The following is a 22,429-nucleotide window of genomic DNA, read 5'->3' on the forward strand; positions in this document are numbered from 1 at the left end:
ACCGAGCCTCGCCTTAGAGCTTTTCTTCTCATTGAGGACGGTTTTCTTATGGGCTGTCACAAGTGACCTTTTGGCTTTGTGTGGCGATGCCGCATCACAAACGTGATTTGATACATCAGTAAGCATGCGCTAAACTGCTAACATCGGAGCTTGTAGAGCAAAAGTGATGGTTCCGCCATGATCACCGCCGCACAGATGCGTGCCGCCAGAGCCCTTCTTGGTATAGATCAGCGCCAACTCGCGGAATTGGCAGGGGTATCCGTTCCGACAATCCAACGAATGGAAGCAAGCTCCGACGTCGTGCGCGGCAATGTCGATTCCCTGATGCGACTGCTGGCGGCCTTGAACGAGGCCGGCATAGAGGTGATCAACGAAGGGGCCGTCAGCCAGGATGGAGGGCGCGGCGTCAGGCTGAAGGCCAAGCGGTCGGAGAGCGGTTCGCCTGGATTGCCCGGGCGAGGAGCGGGACCTCGCTCATGACCTCTCTGCCCACGCTCCTTTTATGCTCAGTGTTTCTGCTTACAACCGCCCCCTTTGCGGTCCTCATCGTCCGGTCGAAACAAGCAACGAAGGTCACCTATGGTCTAAGCTTCGGTCTATCGGCAATCGCCTTTGGCGTAGCGATCGACGCGCTCGCCACGATGGCTTCTCCCGACGCCCTATCCACGCTCGTGCTTCCCATCGGCCTGCCGTGGCTCGGCAGTCACTTTCGTCTGGACGCACTGTCCGCCTTCTTTCTGACAGTCATTAATTTCGGCGGCATGGTTTCGAGCCTCTATGCCCTCGGCTACGGCCGTCACGAACATGCGCCGCAGCGAGTACTGCCGTTCTTCCCCGCTTTCGTCGCAGGCATGAACCTCGTGATCCTCGCGGACGACGCCTTCACCTTCCTAATGTCCTGGGAGTTCATGTCGCTCGCCTCCTGGGCGCTTGTGATCGCCCATCACCGCGATATCAGCAACCGGAAAGCCAGCTATCTTTATATCGTCATGGCTAGCTTCGGCACGCTCACTCTTCTGCTCGCTTTCGGCTTGCTTGCAGGACCGGATGGCAATTACAGTTTCGCCACGATGAGGGCGGCCGAACATGCGCCGCTGACATCAGGCTTGGTGCTCATTTTGCTGCTGCTCGGTGCTGGATCCAAAGCCGGATTGGTGCCTCTACATGTCTGGCTGCCGCGAGCGCATCCAGCCGCTCCCAGTCATGTGTCGGCCCTGATGAGCGGTGTCATGACCAAAGTCGCGGTGTACGGCTTCATCCGCGTGATCTTCGATCTGCTCGGCGCGCCGGCCTGGTGGTTCGGCATGGTCGTCCTGGCGATCGGCGGCATCACCGCGGTTCTGGGCATCCTGCACGCGCTGATGGAGAGTGATCTCAAGCGCCTGCTCGCGTATAGCACCATTGAAAATATTGGCGTCATCTTCGTCAGCCTCGGTCTGGCGCTTGCGTTCAAGGCGAATGGCATGGGTTTGCCGGCCGCCTTGGCGCTGACCGCCGCCCTGTTCCATGTCCTGAACCATTCTTTCTTCAAGAGCCTGCTTTTCTTTGGCGCCGGCGCAGTACTGACGGCAACCGGGGAACGGGACATGGAAAAACTCGGTGGGCTCATCCATCGTATGCCGGTAACGGCCGCGTTCTTTCTCGTAGGCTGTATTGCGATCTCGGCCCTTCCTCCCTTCAATGGTTTCGTTTCCGAATGGCTGACTTTTCAGGCCGTCTTGCAGAGCCCAGCCCTGCCGCAATGGGGATTGAAGCTCCTCGTGCCGGCCGTAGGCGGCCTGCTCGCATTTGCCGCCGCCCTTGCCGCGGCTTGTTTCGTCAAGGTTTTCGGTGTGACGTTTCTTGGCCGTCCGCGTAGCGGGCTGGTCGAACGGGCAACGGAGGTCGATCGTGCCTCGCTTGCCGCTATGTCGGTTCTGGCTTTCCTCTGCCTTGCTGCCGGTGTCCTGCCGGGAGTCGTCATCGATGCACTCGCACCGCTGTCGCTCTCTTTGATCCACGAGCGGATGCCGGTGCAAACGGATATTCCATGGCTGTCGATCGTGCCGATCGCCGAAGCCCGCAGCTCTTATAACGGCTTGCTCGTTTTCCTCTTCATCCTCTTTTCGGCGTCGTTCACGGTCTATCTCGTCCACCGCCTCGGCTCTCGACGCATCCGCCGCGCGCCGGCCTGGGATTGCGGCTTTCCGCTGAGCAGCCCGGCCACGCAATATACCGCCAGCAGTTTCGCCCAACCCATCAGGCGCGTCTTCGGCGCGCTGATCTTTAGCGCGCGCGACCGGGTCATCATACCACCGCCCGGCGATCTCCGGCCGGCGCGGTTCTCCCTGGAAATGCATGACCATATCTGGGAAGGACTGTATCTACCAATCGTCGGCGCCATTGGCTTTGCCGCGGAAAAATTCAACTATCTGCAGTTTCTGACAATTCGGCGCTATCTGAGCCTGGTTTTCCTCACGCTCGTCCTGCTGCTTCTGGTACTGGCGCTATGGTCATAGTCTCAGCCCTTTTCGCCCAAGCCTTCCAGATGTCCCTCGTCGTGCTGCTGGCGCCACTGCTGACGGGTGTTGTGCGCATGTTCAAGGCACGGCTGTTGCGCCGTCGCGGGCCTTCCCTGATCCAGCCCTATCGCGACCTTATCCGGCTTCTGCGCAAGGAGGCAGTGGTTGCGGAAAACGCATCCTGGCTATTCAGAGCAGCACCTTACCTGATCTTCGCTGCGACATGGGTGGCTGCCGCCATCATTCCGACCTTCGCCACCGGCCTCCTCTTTAGCTGGACCGCGGACCTGATCGCCATCATAGCGTTGCTTGGCAGTGCACGCTTCTTCCTGGCCCTTGCCGGCATGGATGTGGGCACGAGCTTCGGCGGCATCGGCTCGAGTCGCGAGATGATGATTGCGACGCTGGCCGAGCCGTCTATGCTGCTCATCATCTTCACGCTTGCCCTGGTGGCCGGCTCGACCCAACTTTCCGCCATCGCTGCCTTCATGACGTCGCCGCAAGTGGGATTGCGCGTCTCGCTGGCGATTGCCCTCATTGCCCTCGTCATGGTCGCGATTGCCGAAAACGCCCGTATCCCCGTCGACAACCCGGCGACCCATCTGGAATTGACCATGGTGCACGAAGCCATGGTGCTCGAATATTCCGGGCGGCACCTGGCCATGATCGAGCTCGCGGCATCGCTCAAGCTGTTGCTCTATATTTCGTTGATCGCGTGCCTTTTCGCTCCTTGGAAGCTCGTCGCCTTCGGGGTCGGCCCGCTTGCCTACCTGATCGGACTGTTTGCATATCTCGCCAAGCTGGCGGCGGGTGGCGCCCTGCTTGCGCTGTTTGAAACCGCAACCGCCAAGATGCGCGTATTCCGCGTGCCGGAATTCCTCGGTGCAGCGCTGATGCTCGGTCTGCTCGCCGCACTGTTGCGTTTCGTGTCGAGGGGGCTCTGATGAGCGCGTCGATCTTCGACATCGCCCACATGCTTGCCGGCGGCCTGGTGCTCGTCAGCATGATGATGCTCTATCAGGACCGTCTTTATGCTCTGCTGAACGTCTTTGCGCTGCATTCGCTGGTGCTGACGCTGTCGGTTGCTTGGCAAGCCCTCATCCAGGATGCGCCGCATCTCTTTGTGACGGCGGCGATCGCTCTCATTTTCAAGGCAATCATCATTCCTGTGGTGCTGCATCGCATGATCCGCCAGCTCGGCATCCATCGCGAGATAGAGACTGTCGTCGGGGTCGGCCCCACCATGCTCGTTGGCCTGGGACTGGTGGCTCTGGCCACGGTCGTCATGCTGCGGGTGACGCCATCGGCCGATCCGATCGCACGCGAAGATCTTGCCTTCGCCCTGTCTGTTCTGCTGCTGGGGCTGCTGATCATGGTCACGCGCCGCAATGCCGTCAGCCAGGTCGTCGGCTTCATGTCCCTCGAAAACGGATTGGTGCTGGCGGCGACCGGCGCCAAGGGCATGCCGCTGGTAGTGGAGATCAGCGTCGCCTTCTCGATCTTGATCGCCTTCATCGTCATCGGCGTCTTCCTGTTCCGCATCCGCGAGCGCTTCGACACGGTCGACGTCCGGGCGCTCGACGACTTCAAGGGGAGACGGCGGAAATGAACGCCCCTTCCACCCTCCTCGGCTTCGACGCGGTAACGGCCGTCCTCGTCGTTCCAATCTCCGCTGCAGCCCTTCTGGCACTGCTGCCCGGCTACCGCATGACGGCGCGGCTAAACATTTTCGCGAGCCTTTTGACATTGCTTGCGGCGCTTTTGCTCTTTTTCAGCACTCGACCACCACCTGGCCGCTATCTGCTCGTAGACGATCTCAATATCATCTTTATCGTCCTGAATGCCTTCGTCGGCTTCACCACCAGCGTCTTCAGTGCCGGCTACATCGCCCATGAGCTTGAGATCGGCCGTCTGACCCCCGCAAACTTGCGATTCTACCACGCGATGTATCAGATCATGATGTTTGGCATGAATCTCGCCTTCGTGTCGAACAATATCGGTTTGATGTGGGTGGCGGTGGAACTTGCGACGCTGACCACGGTGCTGATGGTCGGCATCTACCGCACCCATGAGGCACTGGAAGCGGCCTGGAAGTATTTCATCCTCGGAAGCGTCGGCATCGCCTTCGCGCTGTTCGGTACCATCCTCGTTTACCTGGCCGCTCAGGCCGTTGTTGGCACCGGCTACGACGCGATGGTCTGGACGACGCTGGTAGAACATGCCGCCGGCTTTGATCCGGCTCTTCTCAACCTCGCCTTCATCTTCCTGTTGCTCGGCTACGGCACGAAGGTCGGACTTGCGCCACTCCATGCCTGGCTGCCGGACGCGCATGCCGAGGGGCCGACACCGATCTCGGCGGTGCTTTCGGGCCTTCTGCTTAACGTTGCGCTCTATGCCGTTTTGCGCTTCAAGATATTGCTCGCAGCCAGCCCGGAAGCAATTAGCCCTGGGCCGCTGATGATGACGATGGGGCTCGTCTCGCTGATCTTCGCCGCTTTCATGCTCTATCGCCGTCGCGACATCAAACGTCTGTTCGCCTATTCCTCGATCGAACATATGGGCATCATCGTGTTTGCCTTCGGTCTCGGCGGCTCGCTCGCCAATTTCGCCGGCCTGTTGCATATGGTCATGCATTCGCTGACCAAGTCGGCGATTTTCTTTGCCGTCGGCCACATCGCCCAGATCAAGGGGACACAGAGGCTTTCGGCCATTCGGGGCCTTACCGAGACGCATCCGGGACTCGGCTGGGGCTTGTTGACCGGGGTCATCGCCATTGCCGGTCTGCCACCGGCCGGTATCTTCATGAGCGAGTTCCTCATCATCAGCTCGACTTTCGCGAGGCAGCCGCTGCTCGCCATTCCGCTTGTCTTTGGGCTGTTGGTCGCTTTCGGGGCACTATTGCTGCGCTTGACGGGAGCTATCTTCGGCCAACCGCGCGGCAGCATTGCTCCTGCCGAGACATCCTACTTGCCGATGTTTCTGCACCTGGCGCTGGTTCTTGGGGCCGGAATCTACCTGCCATCGCCGATGGTTGCTTGGTTTCAGCATATCGCCAATCTTCTTCGATGATGCGGGGGGCAGGAATATGTCGATGCTGGATGATCTCATAGGAAATGGCCGCCCGGTTTCGCATCATGGGCCATGGCCGCGCACCGTTACCGATTCTTCCACGTGGATATCGGCTGCATCGAGGTTATCGGAAGGACAGTTGACGATGCTTGGCCTTTGGGGCGAGCGCAACGCCGTGCATATGGCGCTGCTCGACGAGCAGGCCGGCAAGAGCGCTATCCTCAGCCTGGAGGAACTGCGCAATGGCTATCCGTCCATCGCGCAATACCATCCACCGGCACTACGTCTGGAACGAACGCTCCGCGACCTTACGGGATTGGAACCGGAAGGACTTCCGGATAACAGGCCATGGATCGACCATGGCCGCTGGGATCTGCAGTTCCCATTGGGAAAACGCGGCGTGCCCGCCCCGGCATTCTCATACGCCTTTCTGCATGCCGATGGAGAGAACTTGCACCAAATTCCGGTGGGGCCGGTGCATGCCGGCATCATCGAGCCCGGGCATTTCCGCTTCATGGCCAATGGTGAAACCGTCGTGCGCCTCGAGGAACGGCTCGGCTATACCCACAAGGGGATCGAGTCGCTGATGGCCGGGGCCGATCTGCCTCGTGGGATACAGCTTGCCGGGCGGACATCCGGCGACAGCAGCGTCGCCTATGCCTATGCCTTTTCGCGAGCAGCCGAAGCAGCTCTCGGGCTCGAGGTGCCGCTGCGTGCCGTTTGGCTACGAGCGCTGATGGCCGAACTTGAGCGGATCGCCAACCACCTCGGAGATATAGGCGCGATCTGCAATGACGCCGCCTTTGCACTGATGCTTGCTCATTGCGGCATGTTGCGCGAGCAGGTGCTGCGTGCCGCCGACGCTGCCTTCAGTCACCGGCTGATGCGCGACCGCATCCTGCCAGGCGGCGTTGCCGCCGACCTCGACTGCAACGGAAAGGCTGGTTTGCAGGCCCTGCATGCCGAGCTCAGCCGGAAATTCCCAGCTCTGGTGGAACTCTACGACAATACAGCCTCGCTTCAAGACCGGACAGTCGGTGCGGGCACATTGCACGATGGGCTTGCACGCCAATATGGCGCGGGCGGATATATCGGGCGAGCAGCCGGCCGTAGGTTCGACACCAGACGCAACCTTGCCTATCCGCCCTATGACGAACTGACCTTCGATATACCATCACTTAGCGACGGTGACGTAAACGCCCGGATATGGATCCGCATTCGCGAAGTCGAACAGAGCCTGTCGCTCATCGAACAGATTCTCGATCAACTCCCGGGCGGGCCGGTTCTTTCGGATGTGACGCCTGCCAATGATTTTCGGGAGGGCGTGGCTCTTGTCGAAGGGTTCCGCGGTGACATCCTGGCATGGCTACGCCTTACACCGGAAGGCAGGATCGAACGCTGCCATCTGCGCGATCCCTCCTGGTTTCAATGGCCACTGCTGGAGGCCGCGATCAAGGATAATATCGTCGCTGACTTTCCGCTCTGCAACAAGTCATTCAACTGCTCATACTCGGGGCACGATCTGTAAAGGCTAAGAGACCATGCGCAAGCTCCTGTTCGAAAGCCTGATCCGGCCGCCTTTGACGGAACCTGCACCGGTCCGTGCCGATGCAGCGGCTCAAGAACTCGCGGCCGCGCTCGACAGGAAAGCGCGCCACAGGCTCGGTCGCAGTCTGGCGATCCGCGCCGTCGACGCCGGATCCTGCAATGGTTGCGAACTCGAAATGAACGCTCTGAGCAATGCCTTCTATGATATCGAACGGTTTGGCATTCGTTTCGTGGCCTCGCCTCGTCATGCTGATGTGCTCATGGTCACCGGCCCTGTGACAAAGAACATGGCTGAAGCCCTCGAACGGACATATAATGCCACGCCGGAACCGAAATGGGTCGTTGCGCTGGGCGACTGCGCGCGCGATGGCGGTTGCTTTGCCGGAAGCTATGCCGTGGCCGGCGGGGTTTCGAAGATCGTGCCCGTCGACTTGCACATTTCCGGTTGCCCTCCTTCGCCAACGGACATCCTCAAAGGATTGCTCGCACTGCTTGATCACGTAAGCGAGGACACCGGCTAGAGATATTCCAGGAAAGGTGCGCGGCGGTTTTCCGTCCGGAATGTGTAAAGACAAGACGATTGAGGGCTTTCGCGATCCGAAGACAGACGAAAATACTCTAGTATGACGGCAAGGTTCGATGACTGGACGTCTGCAGGCAGTAATTCTTATAATCGTTGCTGCGGTGATGGCGGTGTGCCGCTTCTTCGCAGCAGCCGGTCGCGGAAAGCTGTCGCGAAGCCGCCGGCATATCATAGGCCTCAGCGCTTCTCATGCAGACCCTGCCGTTTGCGCCGCTATCGACGCTGTCGAGAAGGTGTTTGTCCGAGACTTTAACTGGCCTTTCCGCCGGCTATCATACCCGCAAGAGAGCGGCATTGATGCTCGCGCCGAGATCCTCGACAACGGATGGTCAACCGGTCGTTTTCTAGCAATGCAGATCAGGCCGGCTCCGCCGGCAAGGGACGATCGCGGCGATTACATGCATCAAATTCAGAAGCGCGATTTGGATTACTGGACGTCGCATTCCCTGTCGATTTGCGTGATCCTTTTCAATCCGGATAGCGGCGATATCGCGTGGCAGTGGGCTTCGGCTGTATCCGGCAACGACAGAAATGAAGAGCGATGGTTGCTGACCGTTCCAGCATCCAACGTCATGGACGCGTCCGCCAGATTGAGTTTCGAGGAGGCCATCCAGGCGAACCCGCAGATGTTGCTGCGCTCCGCGTTGGCGGTCGATCGTGCCTTGATGGAAAGGATTAGCGATCATGGCGCGCTATTCATTTGGGACGAATGGGGCGATTCTTCCCCCATGTTCCGCAATTTGCGCGTCTTTCTGGACAAAGACGAGCCAGAGATACAGGTCGATTATCGCATTCGCGCACATGATCTTCACGAATTGATGGTCCAACTCTTCCCTTGGGCAAGCTATTCTTACGCCGAACCAATCAATGAATATTCCGGCAAGGTCGCGGTGCATGTGCTGGAGGTTCAGGTTCGACCGGAAGCCCTGGCCTACCTAGAAGCGGAGGAATTTCTGGAAGCGGGCTACCCCGAAGAACAAGATCCTCCATCGCCAGAGACGGAGGATTACATGACCGATGAGGAAGAGGCTGCCTTTTGGCAAAGTAGACGCGCATCGCGCGGCTCCGCCGAACCAGAAAATTGAATGAGGCACGTGAACGCGGCAATCGCAATAAGTCGAGCTCATGATCTCCATCGGACGGCAACTTTTCTTTTCCCGAAACGAGCCGGGCCGGAGATGATGGAGCGCGATTTATAGCCGCGGACCGAGTCTTGGTCATATCGATGCCGTTCGCTTCCCTCGATCTTAACGCGAATCCACATCCCTTTGTGCAAAGACCCGGCGAGCCCTACGCCGACGGTTGCAGGCGTCCTGTAGACCTTCAGCCACCTTTCGCTGGGTCAGACCTCAGCTAGCTAGCGGCCGCTCTTTCAACATAGCGCAAGATTCTGGTTACCGTCGCCCGGCTGACACCGGCCTCTCTTGCGATATCATCGGTTGATCTGCCATCAGCCTTTAAACGCAGCACGTTTTCGGATTTGCGTCTCGTGGTGGCGGCAGACGGATGGTTTAAAGGCATCACGCCTGGGGAAACCATATGTTTTCCCGCCGACGTTTCGAAAAGCTCACTATCAACAGGCATAGTGACATCCTCCTTCAAGTCGCTATCGGCAGGAAGAATGGCGCCAGCCTCAAACTGAGTAAATTCCCATATAAGCAGTATGCGGCTAAGCCAACTTGACGATGCCACAGCCACAATGGGGAGAACCAATATGTCAATCGCCAACAAGTCGTCCGAAAATGGCTCCCGCCATTACATTTGCACCCAACGCAGTACGATTGCGACCGAAATGAAATCAATGACTTGCAAGAGCCAGTTGGAAAATAGTTAGGGGCATCGACATTTGCCGTGATACACACGCATGAGGGTGCTCAGGGAAGTCGGTTATGCGGTATCTTCGATCCGGGCCGCGGCGGCGTCAGCCGGAAGAAGCGGACGTTACGCGGGGTAAAACGCTTGGTCTGCGGTCAGGAGAAATCGCCGACAGAAATATCCGCGTCATTTTAGAGGCAATCCGCCGTCATGGCCCTTTGACCCGCATGGAACTCGGCCGACACTCCGGGCTGACCGGGCCGGGGATCACCAACATTCTCCGCCGCCTTGGCGAGGAAGGATTGGTGACCTCGCACCGCCGCAACGGTGTGGGCAGTGGCGCGACCGCGACCGAATTTGCCCTGCGGCCCGAGGGAGCCTTCTCGATCGGCGTCCGGGTTCGTCAAAGCCGGGGCGAAGCCGTCCTCGTCGATCTCAGCGGCCAGGTTCACGACCGCGTTTATTTCACCCTCGTTCGAACAAGAAGGGTGGACTCCATCCTTTCGGCCATCGAAGCCATGCTCGGCCGCCATCCCGGCCTGCCGATCATCGGCGTAGGAATCGGCTCGAATGACTGGACCGCGGAAGAGGCGGGCGAGCTTGATGCGGCGTCAAAACTTCCGTCTAGCCGTGTCGAGAACGAGTGCACGACAGGCCTGCTTGCCGAGCGCACGATCGGCACACCTGCGCCCGGAGGCGGGCTGGCCATGATCATCATCGACGAGGATGTCCAGGCCGGCTTCCTTGTTCGCGGCATTCCCTATTCAGGCGTCCACGGACGCGCCGGCAATATCGGCGACATGCACACTGGTCCCGACAATGTCCCGTTGAGCACCGTTGTCGGCTTCGGCGCCCTGCGCACCCTCATCGGCGATGACGAATTCGCCCGCCTTTTGGAGGGCCAGGAGCTGTCTTCTCCGCTGCTGGCGCAATGGATCCGCGAGGCGGCAAGCCACCTGCTCGATCCGATCATCGCAATTGCCGGCTTCATCGCGCCGAGCGTCATCATGATCGGCGGCGACCTGCCGAGAGGCGTCATCGAGGCGCTGATCCATCAGCTTTCAGTCGAGCGGCGCGACACGTCGAAGCGGCCGTTCCTGACGCCATGGATTTCGCCGATGAAGCCCGCAAGCTTCAGCGGCGGCGGCGTGGCGCTGGGGGCAGCACTTCTGCCTTTCCTCAACACCCTGTTGCCGCCGGTTTCCGCCTGACTCAATGATGCCGGCTCAGGCAAGAGCCTCATCGGCATGGCTGATGTCCGAGGCGATCGCCTTGTCCAGAACCTTCTGAATATTCGCGGCACGACGAAATGAGGGTTCCTGCGTCTTGCCCATCCTGACCGCCTGGACGAAGCGCTGATAGTTCGTCTCCACTTCGTTGAACGGAACGTCGCGCCATGTCGCGGTATGAACGTCTTCGCCAAGGCAGGCGCGCAACGTCGACGGTCCGGTATCATAGATCATCTCGATCGAACCTGTCTCGCCATAGACCCTGAGACGAAGTTGATCCATCTGGCCCGCAGCGGTGCGCGTCGCCTGGATGGTGCCGATTGCTCCCGTCGTGAAATCGACGTTCATGGTAAAGCTGTCATTCGCGTCGAGGTCATAGTCGCCGATCCTATGACCCGGCGCCTTGTCGAAAGTCTTCAGCCGCGCAAAGACATGGGCAACGTCGAGGCCAGAACCATAGGAGGCGAAATCGACGATATGGATGCCGATGTCGCCGAGTGCGCCGTTCGAGCCATGTTTCTTGCTCAGGCGCCACAGCCATTTGCTTTCGGTCTTCCAGTCTCCCCAATGCCGTCCGACGAGCCAGCTCTGCAGGTGAGACGCTTCAACATGCCTCACCTCGCCTATCTCGCCGGCGAGCACCATCTGCCGGCCTTTCTGCAGGGCGGGCGAGTTGCGATAGGTGAAATTCACCATGCCGACCTTGCCCGCTTTCTCAATCGCGTCGGTCATTTCCATCGCCTTGATCGCATCGGTCGCAAGCGGCTTTTCACAAAAGACGTGCTTGCCGGCCGCAATCGCCTGAAGCGTCGTCGCATGGTGGACGCTGTCGGGCGTCACATTGGCGACGGCATCGAACTCGCCCCAGGCAAGGGCTTCCTCAAGCGAGCTGAAATGATTGGGAATGCCATGTTCCGAACAAAAGGCGACAAGCCGCTCCGCAACGACGTCGACGCCGCCCACGACGCTAACGCCCTCGATCGCCTTGAAACTTGCAGCATGCTTATGGGCCATTCCGCCCGTGCCGAGAATGAGTAAGCGCATCCGATCCTCCATAGATGTCAGGGTCAGCCGGCTCTCGCCAGCCAAAAGTAAACCGCCCATCACGGATGCCCGCGGTGGCTCGATCATTCCGTCATCAGGAAACGCGGCCGCACGCCGCTAGCTGCTGTTGAATGTCGCCGGCATCTTGATCCTCCGAAGCTGCGGCTTGACATCAAATCAAAGTAACTTAATCTAATTAATGCAGCATGGAAATGAGGAGAGGTCAACCGACCACCAGGCTGTATCCGTTCAAAATGGGGAGGAGACCCATCATGAAGAGAGCGTTCGTCAGTGCGCTAGCGCTGAGTACAATGTTGTTTTCAATGCCTGCCGCATTTGCCCAGGAAATTGCGACAAAGGATCGGATCGGCCTTGCCGATGCGCCGAAAACCCTCACCGTCAGGCTTACGAACGATAGTCCCAACAATGCCGATCCGGCGATCGCCAAGGGCTATCAGGCGCTCTTCATCGATTTCATCAAGAAACATCCCGACTGGAAGCTGCAGATGCAGTTCATGTCGACCGATATCGGTACCGAACAGGCAAAGATGCTCGAGCAGGCAAAGGCCGGCAACGCTCCGGACTGCGCCGCCGTCGACTCTTTCGTTCTCTCTCAGTTCATGGTCAACCATGTGCTGGCCGACTTCACCCCCTATTTCTCGAAGGATGAGATCGCCGACCTGTTCCCCTTCATCCGCAGCGGAATCAGCGACAAGGACCAGACGATCCGCGCCTGGTGGTGGGATACGGATCTTCGCGTGCTCTATCGCAACAAGTCCATCGTCCCGGATGCGCCGCAGACCTGGGCCGACCTGAAGAAGGCCGGCATCGCCTCCGTCAAGGAGGGTATGGAAGGCATCCTCTTCAATGCCGGCCGTTATGAGGGCTCAACGTTCGACTGGCTCGCGAATTATTGGGCGCTCGGCGGCAAGCTCGTCGACGACAGCGGCAAGCCGGTCTTCGGCGAGGGCGAAAACAAGCAGAAGTTTCTCAAGGCCCTGACCTACTACAAGGATCTCGTCGATTCCGGTGCGGCGCCCAAGCGGGTTACCACGATTGCCAACTATGACGACCTGAACGCGGCCGCGGCTGCCGGAACCACGGCGCTCTTCATTGGCGGCAACTGGCAGCTCGCTCAGCTGAAAGCCACGCTGGACGAGGATGAATTCGGCAACTGGACTTTCTCGCCGATTCCCGGCCCCACGGCCGATCAGCGCTCCACCGGTACCGGCGGCTGGACGGTCGCTTCGTTCAGCAAGGACAAGGGCAAGGTCGAGATGTGCGCCAACCTTGCCCGTGATGTCTATATGGGACCCGCCAACGCGCTGCAGCAGCAATTGCCGACGCGCAAATCGCTGTTCGACAAGTATCAGGTCTTCTCGACCGACGCTAACAAGACCTTTGCCGAGGCGCTCGCCAACGGCCAGGCTCGTCCGGGCGCTCCGATCTATCCGGAAATCTCCAACCAGATCCAGATCATGATGGGTGACGTCCTGTCGGGTACCAAGCAGCCCGAACAAGCTCTCGACGCGGCGTTCAGCGCGACGATGGAGGCTTACAAGCGTCTCTAACGATTGGGATCGCGGCGGCGCCTCCAAAGGGCGCCGCCGGTAGCGTCAACCCGGACAGAGAAGCCCAATGACCCCTATCGCCATCGAGGCTGCCGACCGGCCGCACAGCAGATCGTTCATGCGTCGTTTCGCCGGGGCACCCTTGCCCTGGATGTTGCCAGTGATCATCGTCATCGGCATCTTCTATCTCTATCCGATGATCGACGTGTTCCGCCTGTCGTTTACCAATGCCACGCTCATCGGCAATACTCAGGACTATACGCTCGGCTCGATTGCCAACATGCTGAGCTCGCCGCAGCTTCCCGATATCCTGTGGGCGACCCTCGTCTTCGTCGGCGGCAGCGTCATCGGTCAGCAGATTCTCGGCCTTGCTGTCGCCGTCGTCGTTGTCCGCGGAGAAAAGCGCGGCCTGTTCGGCACGACGATTTTGCGAACCACGGCGCTCATTGCCTGGGTCGTCCCGGGGATTGCCGGCGGCATCATCTGGCAGATGCTGTTTTCGGAAGCACCCTACGGTGCGCTCAACAGTATTTTGCGGCTCATGCACCTGCCCGTCGTCGCCTGGCTTTCAGATCCGGCGATCGCCCCTTGGTCGGCCCTGATTTCGAACATCTGGCGCGGGACGGCCTTCTCGATGGTCGTCATGTACGCCGCTCTCAAGGCGATCGACCCCTCGCTCTACGAAGCGGCCGAAGTCGATGGCGCGACGGGTTCGCAGCAATTCTTCTTCATCACCATTCCGCAGTTGCGCGCGGCTATGCTCGTCAACATGATCCTGATCACGATCATGACTTTGAATACTTTCGACGCGATCATAACGCTGACGGGCGGCGGACCCGGGCGCGCGACCGAAGTCATATCGCTCTATGTCTTCAACATCGTCTTCCGCAACTACGATTTATCAGGCGGAAGCGTGCTTTCCGTGCTGATGCTGATCATAAGCCTCGGACTGGCGCTTGTTTCTGCATCGTTCCTGCCGAAGGAGGAAGAGAGATGAGCAGGCGTACCGGCACACGTTTCGGCGATTTCCTGAGCTACCTCTTCATGTTGGTGATGTTCGTATTCTTCGCCGGTCCCCTCACCTACCTCCTGTCGCTGGCACTGCGTGACCGGCGGGAGATCTATCGCGGCGTGGCACGCTATATCCCGCACAATCCGACCATCGACAATTTCGTTACTGTCCTCAACAACAGCTATTTCCCGCTCTATCTCTGGAATGGCCTGAAGCTCGCAACGCTGAGCGGCTTCGGCGTTCTGATTGTCGCACTGCCGGCGGCTTACGCCTTCTCGCGCTTCCAGTTCAGGGGCAAGGGCCTGTCCATGATGGGCCTTTTGCTGTTCCAGATGATTTCACCGCTGGTGATCATGGTGCCGCTCTATCGCTACATGAACCGTCTTGGCCTACTCGATACGCATTTCGCCGTGACGATGGTCTATATTGCTCTTGGCGTGCCGCTTGCGACATGGCTCTTAAAGAGCACGGTAGACGGCATTCCGCGCAGCCTCGACGAAGCGGCAATGATCGACGGATGCAACCGGTTTTCCGTCTTCTGGCGGATCGTCCTTCCCTTGTCGGCGCCCGGCATAGCTTCCGTCTTCATCATCACCGTGATAGCCGGCTGGGCGCAGTTCCTCGTGCCTTTTCTGCTGTTGACGCAAAACAATTTGATGCCGATCGGCGTAGGAATCTTTAACTTCCGGGGGATGCAAACCGACTCGTCCATCCAGCTGCTGGCGGCCGCCTGCCTCATCTCCGTCGTACCGGCGATCGTGGCGTTCCTGTCTCTCCAGCGGTTGATCCTTGGTTCCATGACCAGCGGCTCGGTGAAGGGCTAAGGCGGTTGCATGCCCATGGCTGACAGAGGATCCCGACCATGAACCCAACGATCGGCGTCAAACTCTCTCCCGACCTGACGGGCGCCAATGTCGAGGACGCAGGCGAGTACAACAGAGCCGTCGTTCTGCGCTGCATTCATCGGCAAGCGCCGATCTCGCGCGCCGAGACCGCTCGGCAGACAGGCTTTACCAAGCCGGCGATCGCGCGGATCGTCGATCGCCTGCTTGACGAGGGCCTGATCATCGAGGCTCGCCGGCGCCACGGCCTCAGAGGACAGCCGGCGATCGAGCTTGAGATCAATCCGGATGCATTCTTCGCCATCGGCATCAACATCGATCGCGACCATCTGACAATCCTTGCCGTCGATGCGGTCGGCAACGTTCGCGCCCGCGTGCATCATGAGAAACGCTACATCCTGCCAGCCGAATTCATGCAGCTGACGGCCGACGCGATATCGCACTTCCAGCGAAGCCGTCTGATCGACGACGCGCATCTGGCCGGTATCGGCCTTGCCATGCCGGACTGGCTCGGCGAGATCGCCTTCATGGGCAAGCCCGATGACTACGGGGAGTGGATGGAATTCGACGTGCGGACAGCACTGGAAAACCTCACGCCGCATCCGGTCTTCATCGAAAACGAAACCAATGCCGCCGCGCTTGCCGAGCTCGATTATGGGCTCGGCGCCGAAAGCCGCAGCTTCTTCTACATTGCGGTCAATGCCTGCCCCGGCGGCGGGCTCGTGCTCGACGGCAACGGTCACCGCGGCGCCATGGGTCTCAGCGGCGAAATCGGTTGGCTTCCGATCGCCGACCCAAGGGACAAGAAGGCGCAGAAGGTCGAACTCCTCGGCGAGATATTCTCGCTCTTCTTCCTTTACAAGTTTCTGGGAGAGCACGGCATCGAGGCGAGCGTGCCGCAGGACCTCCTTACGTTAGATACCCGCGGCAGGAAGCTGGTATCTCAATGGCTCAAGACCATGAGCGCGCATCTCGCCGTCGCGGTAAAGCACATCGGCATGATCGTCGATCCCGACGCCATCATTCTCGGTGGCCGCTTGCCCATTCGCATGGTCGATGAGCTGCTGCGTTACGTCCACGAGCATCTCGATGCCGGGGACACTGCTCTTCCCACGCTCCATCGCGCTTCGCTCGGCGAGGACGCCTGCGCGATCGGTGCAGCGGCGATGCCCATGTCGGCCGCCCTCATGCTCGCATCGGCCGACCAGGTTCAACGTACGCGATCACCGCTCAAATTCATGGATCGCCTGAACAACTGACGCGGCCGCCAAGGCCACAGGGAGGTTTTGATGAGGATCGGCTTTTATACCTCGACGTTCAACGACAGGCCATTCGAGGAGGTCGTCGAGTTTGCGGCTTCCGCCGGCTTCGATGCAATCGAGATCGATGTCCGCGGCCACATCAAGACCCCGGATAAGGTGCAGGCGGCCGTCGCGCTTGCCCGCGGCCACGATCTCTTCGTTTCCTCCATTGTCTATTTCGGCAATCAGCTCGATACCGATCGCGATAAACGCGGCGAACTCAGGGCTATCACCGAGGAATTTGCCCAAGCGATCGGAGAAGCTGGCGTACCGATCTTCGTGATTTTTCCCGGCCGCGATGACAGCGCGGACGAGACGGCCAACTACGATGATTTCGCCGACTTCGCCAATCGGCTGATCGCCAAGACGACGTCAAGCGGGCTCATTTTCGCAATCGAGAACTGGCCGGGGCCTAAGGATAATTTTATCGGGACGACGCCGAGTGGCTGGCAGGAGCTCTTCAAGCGAATCCCGGACCGGCGGTTCGGTCTCGAATTCGATCCCTCCCACCTCCTCCGCATCGGCGTCGATCCCTACGCCGCGATGGGCGCGGTGAAGGATCGTATCGCCATCCTTCATGCCAAGGATACCGCGATCGATGCGGCTGCTCAGCAGGCCATTGGCTATCACGGCAAGGGCTGGTGGCAGTATAAGCTTCCGGGGCATGGCCTTCTTGATTGGCCCCGGTTCCTGTGCCAGGCCCGTGCCAACGGTTTTGACGGCACTCTCTCGATCGAGCATGAGGATGCTGCCTACGGATGGCCGGGCAAGGATCTCGCTCAAAGGAAGGAGGGCGAACGCCTCGGCCTTGCCTACCTCAAAAATGTCTTGGACACGCTTTGACAGCAGCCGGGGAGGACGAAATGGCCCATGTGAGAGTGAACAATGCACGCAAGGACTATGGCGCGTTCAAAGCCATAAAGGGCGTGTCGGTCGATATTCGCGACGGTGAGTTCGTCGTGCTTGTCGGCCCCTCCGGCTGCGGTAAATCCACGCTGCTCAGAATGATCGCCGGCCTGGAAGGCATCACCTCAGGCGATATCCAGATCGGCAAGCACATCGTCAACGATCTCGCGCCGAAGGATCGCGACATTGCGATGGTGTTCCAGAACTATGCCCTCTATCCCCATATGACGGTCGCGAGGAATATGGGCTTTTCCTTGCGGCTGAAGCGGATGCCGAAGGCGGAAATCGACCAGCGTGTCGGCAATGCCGCGAAGATCCTCGGGCTTGAAAATCTTCTCGAGCGGTATCCGAAACAGCTCTCGGGCGGGCAGAGGCAGCGCGTTGCAATGGGCCGGGCGATCGTTCGCGATCCCGCCGTCTTCCTCTTCGACGAACCTCTCTCCAATCTCGATGCCAAGCTCCGCGTCCAGATGCGATCCGAAATCAAGGAGATGCATCAGCGGCTGCAAACCACCACCATCTATGTCACTCACGATCAGATCGAAGCGATGACGATGGCCGACAAGATCGTCGTCATGAAGGATGGACTGATCGAGCAGTCGGGATCACCGCTCGATCTCTATGACCGGCCGAACAACCTCTTCGTCGCGGGCTTCATAGGCTCTCCCTCGATGAATTTCATCAGGGGCGGCATGACTGGCGAAGGTTTCCGCACTGCGGATGGGCTTGTCCTGCCGAGCGAGCGGCGCCCATCCAGCGCCGTCACCTACGGCCTTCGCCCGGAAGACATCAGGCTCGACGTCAATGGCATCGAGGTTGAGACCGTCGTCGTCGAACCGACAGGATCCGAGACCATGGTCATTGCGCGGCTGGGCGCGCAAACGATCACTTGCGTTTTCCGCGAGCGGATCAGGGCCGCGCCCGGCGACGTGCTGCGGATTGCGCCGGTTCAGGACGCCGTCCATCTGTTTGTCGAGGCCGGGCAGCGCATCACCGTCGAAGAGACCGGTTAGACGGATTGGGCGAAGCCATGCCACTCTTCACCCGTTATTGGCTTCCATCGCCCGGTACGCCGCGCTGAAGCCGCTAAGAGATATGGGAAGCTCCGCCATATTTCCCTGCATCATGCGGATCGAAACTTTTCCCGATTTTTCCTTCAACAGAGCATCGAGCATTCCAGGCGGGCACAGGCCCTCCACGAGGCAGCCCTGGTTGGTGCAGCGAGATACCTTTGCCATCGTCGAATATTTGCCGCCAAAGCCGATCTTGACGCCGGCCTGGATGGAGAAACCGAGTGGAAGAGCCATCTGCATGCCGACCTTGTTTTCAGCGGAGCGCGCCATGCTGACCACCAGGAAGACTTGCTTCTGATCCGGCGATGTCAACCGGTACATGATTTGGCAGGGAGGTTTCATCGTTTTGTCGGTGCTGCATTGCAACGTCCATGCGTCGAACTTCTGTTCGGTGACCTGTGGGCCCGCGGGCGCAGCCGCCGGCGAGCCTGTCGACGGGGCTGGCATGACAGGCGCCGGACTGCTCTTGTCGGGTTCGGCCGTCCCCTTGGGAGGATCGGATTGCGGTGTCGTCGCGGTGTCGCCGCCGAACGCCGAAGGCGCCACGGCCTGTAAAAGCAAAAAAGCGATACAGCACATAGCTGACTGCCAAGGTGGACGCATGCACTCCTCCCATAATTTAATTTGCAATCCTACAATAAATGAACAATAATGTCGAATACATCGCGGGCAGATCGCAGTTCAATAAAGTAAACTTATTATATAAAATCAATTTTCCCGCCGGAATGTGGGAATTTTGAATTTTTGTATTTCAATATACCTCCAAGGGATTAATTCAGATGGCACAAATGATCATTGCAAACCACGCTCTGGTCGTGTTGCTGGCACTGAGTGAAAGCGCTGTGTTTGGTGAGAGTTATCTGCAGCAGGCACCTCCTCTGGAAACGAACCCTGCTTTCGTTGAGCAGCTGCCGGAGACTTCCGTCGTGCCCGCGCCTCGGCCGCCAGCCGACAGCGGTAAGCTTTCGCATAGGCCAAGACAGCAAACGCGCGCACGGCCGCCGGCTCTCTTGGCAAACAGCATTTTTCCCAGCGTCGGCAGCGGCGTTACGGAGCGCACAGCGCCCGGGCCTGCAGACAATCGTCTGCCGACGGTGGGATCGGGCACCGTGGGACATTGACGGCATTGCGATGGCTGGCAGGCGTAAAGGCGCAAGGCGGAAGCCTTAAGGCTGCGGCCAGAGCGATGCCGGCCAGGGAACTCCCGATGAGCGCGGAACCGAAAAGCGCGCATCCCGTTGAAATTTCGTGAGCGGCGTGTCCAAGACCGACAGCTCGATCTCGGTTCACAGCCATGATCCAGGAGCAGCATCGAAATGATAAACTCCAATAAAGTCATTGTGGTTACAACCATCATGCTGGTTGCAGGCGCGCTTGGTCCGGCGCATGCCTTTGCCAAGGATCAGTCCATCATTCGGCGTCCCGGATTTTCAGAGACCCGTATTCCCCAGGTCAACGGGCGTGTTCCCATCAGGAAGAGCGGCAATCTTGAGAAAGGAACCGCCGCAGCCAAGTCAGGCCAAAGCGGAACCGCCACCTGCGGACCCGACAACGCACAATCCGAATTCTGCCGGAAAAAATGACGCGGCGCCGGCGGCAATCACGAATTCGTCGGCTTGTCCTTGATCATGACCGGTCTTGATTCCGCCTCGACAGCCGGTTGCCCGGCGTTGACCACTGGAGGGTCGATAGCCGGCGCGATCGGGCGACCGTTCGCGTCAAGCTTGTATGTCATGGCTCTTTGATGCTGCTCCAGATACCGCATGAACGCGGCTCCAGCTGAGGCATCCTCGAATTCCCAAAGGCCGTTCTTCACGCCTTCGAAGATCAGCGAATAGACTGCGAGCTGTATCCCTTCCTGGACCCCCAGGGTCGTCGGCGCATTTCGTGTAACGCCGCCTTCGATCTGGAGCAGCTGATCGACGCCGACGAAGCGGAACGCCGAGCCCTGCACCTGAACCGAATAGATGGTCTTGGTCGTGCTCACGGATGCAAGAACGCGACCCGTGCTGACACTCACCGCCCGCAGTGATACCGTCACGATATCCTTGCGGTATTGCGTGTTCCCGCCGATCCCAAGGTAGTTGGCGCCCACGCCGCCGGTGGTTTCATTGGAATCATAGCCTATGACGCCGCCGTCGAGCAGGACGCCGGCAAACCGAAGCGGCGGTATGCCGCCGGCCTTTGCGCCGTACACAGCTGCCCGCGTATTCTGGATGATCTGCCTCTCCTGCAGAAGCGACTGCAGGTCGGTGCGTTCGACGACGCTGAACCAATTGCCGTTGCCCGCCCTTGTCAGAACGTCGGTCAACAATTGCGCGCCGCCCTGCGTCAAAGCACGGGAATACTCGGCGAAGTTCTCGTTGGGTTTGTTTTGCCCGGTAAGATCGGGAAACGAGTAAACGGCCACATCAAGCTTTTGCTTGGGGCGCGGCAGGCTTTCCAGCGCCACACCCGTCTTCGTCGAGGGCATGAGGGTCGCTGGAGTACTCATCGGATCAAGACTGCTGCCGGCAGCCGCGCAACCGCCTAAACCTAATCCGCACAAAATGGCTGCAACCGGAAAACCGACACGTGACATCGCCGCTCGAATAAATCGCTCCCAACAGAATGGAATTTTCACGCAATCAATTTGGCTCAGGGATTGGCCGGCACCTGACCGTTTCCAATCACGATGATCGGAGACGTTCCGGTCGAGCCCGTACCCTGATTTACATTTCCGAGGTTGCCCAGCGCATCGTTGAGACCAGAGAGATCCGGCGTCTGTTGCTGACCGGACTTGACGCCGGCGCCTTGCGTCTGCGCCGTCGATAGAAGGAATGAGCCATTCAACGGGTTGCCGCCAAATGTCGGGTTGGTCGGCTGGTAGACCAATTGTCCTGCCAGAGCCGGCACAGCCATAAGGGCCGTCAAACCGATTGCGGCTATCGTCACACGTACCATCATTACCATTCCCCTCCCTTGTTTCCGAACGGCGCCGCGCCCGTTCAACGCTTGATAAGCAAACCACCACCCGGCAAACGCGCGATCAGGACATTGACCGGGGCAGAACCGGCAGGCTGAAGAACGCTGACGCTCAAACCTGCTCCATTCAGCAATACGACGTTTGATTTGAGGTTATTCCCGGCCTGGAGCACATTTATATTGCCGTAGTTTCCGATAATTCCCGCAGTCGAAGTATTGTTCGCTCCGGACTGAAAATGATACACGCTGTTGCGCGTGCCCATTTCCAGCGTCTGCGCCAGATTGTTGCCGTGCGCCGCAACCGGAGCCTCGGGCAAACCCACGACGCCGGCCGAAGCATAATTCGATGCGTGATGATATTGCTGCGGCGGCTGCTGGGGCGTCACGCCGCTAAACGGCACGGTCGTCGTCACATTGGTCGGAATCTGGACCACATATGCGGTTTCGGCCCGGCATTCCGCGGCCGTCAAAGCAGTCAACGCGACCGCAGCGCCGAGCGCGAGTTTTGAACCGTTCAGGCATTTCATTCTGGTAATCCGCATTGTGATGTACCTCGATCGGTTTCGATCAATAGCCTTGCAGTCAGTTCCGTCTGGTCCGCCGCGTCGACCATCGTCGTGGCAAGAAGGCCATCCGAACCGGGCCGCAAAGCAAAACTGCCCTTTTGAATGCTCTGGCTCGTGCCAGCGGCGCTATGCTTGACGAGCACCAGCCTGTACCCCCCGGACACCGCTTCCTCGGATCGAACGATGGCCTGCACCACAAGAAACTGCTCCTTCCTGTCCGTTTTTATCAAGCACTCGACACCAGCCTGCGATGAGGCCGGGACGGCGCATGAGAACAGCAGGATCGAAAGGAAGAAAAGCTTCAGCGGCAAGTTGAACGCTGATGGCCCGCAATCTATCCCCGCGCATAGGACTGGCTCAGGCGATTTGAAGGAGGAGGCGGACATTTGCTCTCGCCTCCTCCGT

General features: G+C 59.3%; 22 protein-coding genes. 15 read left to right on the forward strand and 7 right to left on the reverse strand.

The genetic code is table 11. The features are described 5' to 3' along the window. The first annotated feature begins 177 nt into the window (after positions 1-177). From HGP16_RS13570 to HGP16_RS13605, 8 genes are all read left to right on the forward strand, one after another. Entirely contained in the window at positions 178-480 is a 303-nt protein-coding gene (locus HGP16_RS13570) for a DNA-binding transcriptional regulator (RefSeq protein WP_168840544.1), read from the forward strand. Further along, entirely contained in the window at positions 477-2,498 is a 2,022-nt protein-coding gene (gene hyfB, locus HGP16_RS13575; protein WP_168840545.1) for a hydrogenase 4 subunit B, read from the forward strand. The genes HGP16_RS13570 and hyfB overlap by 4 nt, the downstream gene beginning before the upstream one ends. Then, on the forward strand, positions 2,489-3,445 hold the full coding sequence (locus tag HGP16_RS13580) for a respiratory chain complex I subunit 1 family protein (protein WP_168840546.1): 957 nt from the start codon (positions 2,489-2,491) through the stop codon (positions 3,443-3,445). The genes hyfB and HGP16_RS13580 overlap by 10 nt, the downstream gene beginning before the upstream one ends. Further along, positions 3,445-4,110 carry a hydrogenase-4 component E gene (locus tag HGP16_RS13585; protein WP_168840547.1) on the forward strand — a complete coding sequence of 222 codons (666 nt, stop codon included), beginning with the start codon at positions 3,445-3,447 and terminating at the stop codon, positions 4,108-4,110. Before HGP16_RS13580 ends, HGP16_RS13585 begins: the two co-directional genes overlap by 1 nt. Beyond that, the gene (locus HGP16_RS13590; RefSeq protein ID WP_168840548.1) at positions 4,107-5,570 is read left to right on the forward strand and encodes a hydrogenase 4 subunit F; all 1,464 of its coding nucleotides are present in this window, start codon (positions 4,107-4,109) and stop codon (positions 5,568-5,570) included. Before HGP16_RS13585 ends, HGP16_RS13590 begins: the two co-directional genes overlap by 4 nt. A gap of 16 nt (positions 5,571-5,586) precedes the next feature. Further along, entirely contained in the window at positions 5,587-7,098 is a 1,512-nt protein-coding gene (locus HGP16_RS13595; protein ID WP_168840549.1) for an NADH-quinone oxidoreductase subunit C, read from the forward strand. A 13-nt stretch (positions 7,099-7,111) separates the two neighbouring features. Beyond that, positions 7,112-7,639 carry an NADH-quinone oxidoreductase subunit B family protein gene (locus HGP16_RS13600; protein ID WP_168840550.1) on the forward strand — a complete coding sequence of 176 codons (528 nt, stop codon included), beginning with the start codon at positions 7,112-7,114 and terminating at the stop codon, positions 7,637-7,639. Positions 7,640-7,757: 118 nt separating this feature from the next. Then, positions 7,758-8,786, forward strand: coding sequence for a DUF4365 domain-containing protein (locus HGP16_RS13605; protein ID WP_168840551.1), 1,029 nt, complete (start codon positions 7,758-7,760; stop codon positions 8,784-8,786). Between the two features lie 268 nt (positions 8,787-9,054). On the opposite strand, the gene HGP16_RS13610 is transcribed toward HGP16_RS13605, so the two are convergent. Beyond that, positions 9,055-9,429: a helix-turn-helix domain-containing protein gene (locus tag HGP16_RS13610; RefSeq protein ID WP_168840552.1), complete on the reverse strand. Its 375-nt coding sequence runs from the start codon at positions 9,427-9,429 to the stop codon at positions 9,055-9,057. Between the two features lie 161 nt (positions 9,430-9,590). Between HGP16_RS13610 and HGP16_RS13615 the strand changes: the two genes are divergently transcribed. Next, on the forward strand, positions 9,591-10,727 hold the full coding sequence (locus HGP16_RS13615; protein WP_168840553.1) for an ROK family transcriptional regulator: 1,137 nt from the start codon (positions 9,591-9,593) through the stop codon (positions 10,725-10,727). Positions 10,728-10,742: 15 nt separating this feature from the next. On the opposite strand, the gene HGP16_RS13620 is transcribed toward HGP16_RS13615, so the two are convergent. Continuing rightward, positions 10,743-11,789, reverse strand: a complete 1,047-nt coding sequence (locus tag HGP16_RS13620; RefSeq protein WP_168840554.1) for a Gfo/Idh/MocA family protein — start codon at positions 11,787-11,789, stop codon at positions 10,743-10,745. Between the two features lie 272 nt (positions 11,790-12,061). Here HGP16_RS13620 and HGP16_RS13625 point away from each other — a divergent pair, with 272 nt between their 5' ends. The 6 genes from HGP16_RS13625 to HGP16_RS13650 all read left to right on the forward strand — a co-directional run bounded on the left by HGP16_RS13625 (position 12,062) and on the right by HGP16_RS13650 (position 18,434). Further along, entirely contained in the window at positions 12,062-13,360 is a 1,299-nt protein-coding gene (locus HGP16_RS13625; RefSeq protein ID WP_168840555.1) for an extracellular solute-binding protein, read from the forward strand. A 67-nt stretch (positions 13,361-13,427) separates the two neighbouring features. Further along, on the forward strand, positions 13,428-14,357 hold the full coding sequence (locus HGP16_RS13630; RefSeq protein WP_168840556.1) for a carbohydrate ABC transporter permease: 930 nt from the start codon (positions 13,428-13,430) through the stop codon (positions 14,355-14,357). Beyond that, positions 14,354-15,196 (forward strand): carbohydrate ABC transporter permease, encoded by an 843-nt coding sequence (locus HGP16_RS13635; RefSeq protein ID WP_168840557.1) that lies wholly within the window; start codon positions 14,354-14,356, stop codon positions 15,194-15,196. Before HGP16_RS13630 ends, HGP16_RS13635 begins: the two co-directional genes overlap by 4 nt. Positions 15,197-15,234: 38 nt before the next feature. Further along, positions 15,235-16,473 carry an ROK family transcriptional regulator gene (locus HGP16_RS13640; protein ID WP_168840558.1) on the forward strand — a complete coding sequence of 413 codons (1,239 nt, stop codon included), beginning with the start codon at positions 15,235-15,237 and terminating at the stop codon, positions 16,471-16,473. A 30-nt stretch (positions 16,474-16,503) separates the two neighbouring features. Continuing rightward, positions 16,504-17,358: a sugar phosphate isomerase/epimerase family protein gene (locus HGP16_RS13645; RefSeq protein ID WP_168840559.1), complete on the forward strand. Its 855-nt coding sequence runs from the start codon at positions 16,504-16,506 to the stop codon at positions 17,356-17,358. Positions 17,359-17,378: 20 nt separating this feature from the next. Next, on the forward strand, positions 17,379-18,434 hold the full coding sequence (locus HGP16_RS13650) for an ABC transporter ATP-binding protein (RefSeq protein WP_168840560.1): 1,056 nt from the start codon (positions 17,379-17,381) through the stop codon (positions 18,432-18,434). Positions 18,435-18,461: 27 nt separating this feature from the next. On the opposite strand, the gene HGP16_RS13655 is transcribed toward HGP16_RS13650, so the two are convergent. From HGP16_RS13655 to csgH, 5 genes are all read right to left on the reverse strand, one after another. Further along, on the reverse strand, positions 18,462-19,124 hold the full coding sequence (locus HGP16_RS13655; RefSeq protein ID WP_205927517.1) for an invasion associated locus B family protein: 663 nt from the start codon (positions 19,122-19,124) through the stop codon (positions 18,462-18,464). A gap of 970 nt (positions 19,125-20,094) precedes the next feature. Next, positions 20,095-20,988 carry a CsgG/HfaB family protein gene (locus tag HGP16_RS13660; protein WP_246705526.1) on the reverse strand — a complete coding sequence of 298 codons (894 nt, stop codon included), beginning with the start codon at positions 20,986-20,988 and terminating at the stop codon, positions 20,095-20,097. Between the two features lie 143 nt (positions 20,989-21,131). Then, complete coding sequence (locus HGP16_RS13665) at positions 21,132-21,440, reverse strand: curli assembly protein CsgF (protein WP_168840563.1); 309 nt, start codon at positions 21,438-21,440, stop codon at positions 21,132-21,134. Positions 21,441-21,481: 41 nt separating this feature from the next. Then, entirely contained in the window at positions 21,482-21,985 is a 504-nt protein-coding gene (locus tag HGP16_RS13670; protein WP_168840564.1) for a hypothetical protein, read from the reverse strand. Then, entirely contained in the window at positions 21,982-22,410 is a 429-nt protein-coding gene (csgH, locus tag HGP16_RS13675) for a curli-like amyloid fiber formation chaperone CsgH (RefSeq protein WP_168840565.1), read from the reverse strand. The genes HGP16_RS13670 and csgH overlap by 4 nt, the downstream gene beginning before the upstream one ends. Between the last annotated feature and the right edge of the window lie 19 nt (positions 22,411-22,429).

It is taken from the genome of Rhizobium sp. P40RR-XXII, from assembly GCF_012641405.1.
GTDB lineage: Bacteria > Pseudomonadota > Alphaproteobacteria > Rhizobiales > Rhizobiaceae > Rhizobium.

What these genes read in the sequence shown, in the direction of transcription:
- HGP16_RS13630 (WP_168840556.1), top strand. Translation starts at nt 13,428, where the DNA reads ATGACCCCTATCGCCATCGAGGCTGCCGACCGGCCGCACAGCAGATCG.
- HGP16_RS13650 (WP_168840560.1), top strand. Translation starts at nt 17,379, where the DNA reads ATGGCCCATGTGAGAGTGAACAATGCACGCAAGGACTATGGCGCGTTC.
- HGP16_RS13585 (WP_168840547.1), top strand. Translation starts at nt 3,445, where the DNA reads ATGAGCGCGTCGATCTTCGACATCGCCCACATGCTTGCCGGCGGCCTG.
- HGP16_RS13620 (WP_168840554.1), bottom strand. Translation starts at nt 11,789, where the DNA reads ATGCGCTTACTCATTCTCGGCACGGGCGGAATGGCCCATAAGCATGCT.
- HGP16_RS13600 (WP_168840550.1), top strand. Translation starts at nt 7,112, where the DNA reads ATGCGCAAGCTCCTGTTCGAAAGCCTGATCCGGCCGCCTTTGACGGAA.
- csgH (WP_168840565.1), bottom strand. Translation starts at nt 22,410, where the DNA reads ATGTCCGCCTCCTCCTTCAAATCGCCTGAGCCAGTCCTATGCGCGGGG.
- HGP16_RS13670 (WP_168840564.1), bottom strand. Translation starts at nt 21,985, where the DNA reads ATGAAATGCCTGAACGGTTCAAAACTCGCGCTCGGCGCTGCGGTCGCG.
- HGP16_RS13640 (WP_168840558.1), top strand. Translation starts at nt 15,235, where the DNA reads ATGAACCCAACGATCGGCGTCAAACTCTCTCCCGACCTGACGGGCGCC.
- HGP16_RS13615 (WP_168840553.1), top strand. Translation starts at nt 9,591, where the DNA reads ATGCGGTATCTTCGATCCGGGCCGCGGCGGCGTCAGCCGGAAGAAGCG.
- HGP16_RS13635 (WP_168840557.1), top strand. Translation starts at nt 14,354, where the DNA reads ATGAGCAGGCGTACCGGCACACGTTTCGGCGATTTCCTGAGCTACCTC.
- HGP16_RS13595 (WP_168840549.1), top strand. Translation starts at nt 5,587, where the DNA reads ATGTCGATGCTGGATGATCTCATAGGAAATGGCCGCCCGGTTTCGCAT.
- hyfB (WP_168840545.1), top strand. Translation starts at nt 477, where the DNA reads ATGACCTCTCTGCCCACGCTCCTTTTATGCTCAGTGTTTCTGCTTACA.
- HGP16_RS13665 (WP_168840563.1), bottom strand. Translation starts at nt 21,440, where the DNA reads ATGATGGTACGTGTGACGATAGCCGCAATCGGTTTGACGGCCCTTATG.
- HGP16_RS13580 (WP_168840546.1), top strand. Translation starts at nt 2,489, where the DNA reads ATGGTCATAGTCTCAGCCCTTTTCGCCCAAGCCTTCCAGATGTCCCTC.
- HGP16_RS13590 (WP_168840548.1), top strand. Translation starts at nt 4,107, where the DNA reads ATGAACGCCCCTTCCACCCTCCTCGGCTTCGACGCGGTAACGGCCGTC.
- HGP16_RS13660 (WP_246705526.1), bottom strand. Translation starts at nt 20,988, where the DNA reads ATGAGTACTCCAGCGACCCTCATGCCCTCGACGAAGACGGGTGTGGCG.
- HGP16_RS13625 (WP_168840555.1), top strand. Translation starts at nt 12,062, where the DNA reads ATGAAGAGAGCGTTCGTCAGTGCGCTAGCGCTGAGTACAATGTTGTTT.
- HGP16_RS13645 (WP_168840559.1), top strand. Translation starts at nt 16,504, where the DNA reads ATGAGGATCGGCTTTTATACCTCGACGTTCAACGACAGGCCATTCGAG.
- HGP16_RS13605 (WP_168840551.1), top strand. Translation starts at nt 7,758, where the DNA reads ATGACTGGACGTCTGCAGGCAGTAATTCTTATAATCGTTGCTGCGGTG.
- HGP16_RS13570 (WP_168840544.1), top strand. Translation starts at nt 178, where the DNA reads ATGATCACCGCCGCACAGATGCGTGCCGCCAGAGCCCTTCTTGGTATA.